We start from the raw sequence: 2,859 nt of genomic DNA on the forward strand, positions 1-2,859 counted from the left end.
GACGTTCAAAAACCTTGCATTATCCTTCTTGTAGTACATCGCTTGGTACAAAAAACAAGGGCAACAAAGCCTAAAACGACCGGCTCCTGACGACCGGCTACTGACTCCTACCCCCAGGAAAAACTTTTTCAGCAGACCCTAATTACTTTCAGTAATTGCCCTGTGGTACAATTTTTGAATTCCCGTCACTAATTTATCTAACATCGATCGATGGCTATCATGAGTCGGATCGAAACTCTGCACTTTAGTTAATAATTTCGCTTCCTGTATATCCACGTCGTCATCGCTATAGATTAAAGTGCTAATCGATGTTAGTAGATCTTGATAGATTTCTGGACTAGGATTATCGCCTAAATAGGACTCTAACCATCGATAACATTCACCGGTTTTAACTGGTTTTAGTTCCGATAATAGTGGTTTTATCTCCGGATCATCATCAAGTTTTTCCCTCACAGCTACCTGTCGTAAATAATTTCTTTCTGATGGTTGAATGACACCATCAATCCAAGCAACACCGATGAGAATTTTCAGTAATTGTTTATTTTTCATCCCACACTTCCTTGACTAACTTAGCCATAAAAAAACCGTCTTGATTATGCCGATGGGGTAACACTTCGATCGCTCCCGTTTCTGTATAGTATTCTGAGAAGCATGAATTAGAGTCAGGAGTGGCCATTTTCCAATCGGGATGAGCGGCTAAAAACTGCTCGATCACTCTTTCATTTTCTAACGGATCGAGAGTACAGGTGGCATAAACTAAGATTCCCTTCGGTTTTACCCAAGTGGCAGCCGAGGCTAAAAGTTCCCCCTGTCGTTTGGCTAGTACAGGTAAATTTTCTGGTGTTTGTCGCCAACGTATATCAGGACGCTTGTGCAGGGTTCCCAGTCCTGAACATGGAGCATCGATTAGTACACGATCAGCGATGCCGTGCCACTGGGGACGATCGCGACTATCCCCTAGATGTATTTCGATCGCTTTTAAGTCTAATCTTTTAATATTGGCTTCTAACTGTCGTAAACGGGATGCCGTTTGATCACAGGCTAATATTCTACCTCGATCGCCCATTAATTCGGCAATATGAGTGGTTTTTCCCCCCGGTGCCGCGCAAGCGTCGATAATTGTCTCTCCGGGCTGGGGATCGAGGAGATAAGTGACTAATTGGGCGCTAATATCCTGTAGGGTGTAATTTCCGGCTCGAAATCCCTCTAAACGCTCAATATTGCCTAAACCAGAGGTTAAACGGCAAGCTAGAGGTAACTTAAGATGATTAAAAGTTATATTGGCTGATTCTAACTCATTTTCTAGGGCTTCTCGGCTAGTTTTCAGGGGATTAATCCGAATATCGAGGTCAGGAGAGCGATTAAACCATTGACACAGTTGTTCCGTTTCCGTAACACTAAAGCGATCTAACCACAATTGCACCAACCAATCGGGGAAACTGTGGAGAATACCCAATCTAGAAGCGGTATTTTCCGGTAAAAGTAAAGGATCGTCGCCATTAGCAGTTAAACGGAGATATTGCCGCAGCATTCCGTTAACCACCGCCGCTAATTTGCCTAAATGACTGATTTTAGTTAATTCTACCGCCGTATTCACCGCCGCCGATGGGGGAATCTGGGATAGATAACGCAGTTGATAAAGACCAATATGGAGAATTCGCCGTAAATCCGGGGGTTGCTGGGCCGCAGTTTTTTTCCCCAGGCGATCGAGCAGCGCATCCAAGGTTCTTTGTCGGCGGATTATACCATAAACAATCTCCGTTGTCAAGGCTTTGTCAAGACAATTTAAGGAACTAGCGGACAAATGGCGATCAAGAGCGCGATCGGGATAGGCGGAGGAGCGATCGATATCCCGTAAAATCAGCAAAGCCAGCTGACGAGCATTATTCATGCAGTTTCTAGACGATTGCGGAGGAATTGGCGTAAAATAGTCAGTGCCGGAATCGGGATTTCGTGACCCATATTTAACTCGTGATATTCGACGTTAACCCCCAAACCAAGCAGTAAATCTCTGGCTTGACGAGCAGCAGCGATAGGAACGACGGTATCCTGCTTACCATGAACAATTAAGACATTTTGTGGGCCTTGGGGATGGGGTTCACCGTGCAGATAACCACTCAAGGAACCCAATCCCGCCAAGGGTAAAGATAAACCCACATCCAGCGTCATCGCTCCCCCTTGGGAAAAACCAGTCAAAAAAGTCCGCTCTAGGGGAATACCGGTAGTTGCTTCTAGGGAAATAATCCAATCGTGCAACTGTTGACGACTAGGGACTAAACCTTGATAATCGGAGGTTTCTAAAGCATACCAGGCGCGTCCCCCCGGCACTTGGGGATGATCGAAGGGAGCATTAGGAAACAAAAATTGACAATCAGCCAGATCCAACATCGATGCAAGGGGGGCCAGATCCATGGCATCTGCACCCCAACCGTGCAGCATGATCACTAGATAGCGAGCGGGATTTTCCGGGGAAGGGGGAATGACAATCGGGTTAAAAGACAGAGTTTTTTCCTCGCAATTCTCTTTTTTCTCTATTCTATAGCGGTTTTCCCCGGCAGTGAGATGGGTGTTGGGGGAGTCTTTTCAGTGATCAGCTTCTGAAGGCAAAAGGCACTCATGCAAAAGGCAGCTTTATTCTCCCAACTCCGGCACTCCCAACTCCCATCACCCCACACCCCACACCCTGTCCCCAGGAAAAACTTTTTCAGCATACCCTAAATAGCAACCAATAATTTCCCTTGTCTTTCTATCAATTAACCGCCAAATATAAACCTTTATCGTCTTAGAAAAAACCCAAGACCACATCTCATCACATCATCACACATCACATGGGAGCATCTCATTTATGCAAGTGAGTAA

The 2,859-nt window shown here is 45.5% G+C and carries 3 protein-coding genes and 1 pseudogene; all 4 read right to left on the minus strand.

Translation table 11 applies throughout. The annotated features are described in order from the left end of the window. Positions 1–138 precede the first annotated feature (138 nt). Complete coding sequence (locus O9295_RS15185; RefSeq protein WP_287732980.1) at positions 139–549, minus strand: tellurite resistance TerB family protein; 411 nt, start codon at positions 547–549, stop codon at positions 139–141. Beyond that, on the minus strand, positions 539–1,891 hold the full coding sequence (locus O9295_RS15190; RefSeq protein WP_288033647.1) for a 16S rRNA (cytosine(967)-C(5))-methyltransferase: 1,353 nt from the start codon (positions 1,889–1,891) through the stop codon (positions 539–541). The genes O9295_RS15185 and O9295_RS15190 overlap by 11 nt, the downstream gene beginning before the upstream one ends. After that, a complete protein-coding gene (locus tag O9295_RS15195) occupies positions 1,888–2,439 on the minus strand; it encodes an alpha/beta hydrolase (protein WP_249268095.1) in 552 nt (183 codons plus the stop codon). The genes O9295_RS15190 and O9295_RS15195 overlap by 4 nt, the downstream gene beginning before the upstream one ends. Before the next feature lie 261 nt (positions 2,440–2,700). Beyond that, positions 2,701–2,814: pseudogene (locus O9295_RS15200) on the minus strand (ISNCY family transposase); the annotation flags it as partial. Between the last annotated feature and the right edge of the window lie 45 nt (positions 2,815–2,859).

This window comes from Microcystis sp. LE18-22.4A, from assembly GCF_027531105.1.
Lineage (GTDB): Bacteria > Cyanobacteriota > Cyanobacteriia > Cyanobacteriales > Microcystaceae > Microcystis > Microcystis aeruginosa.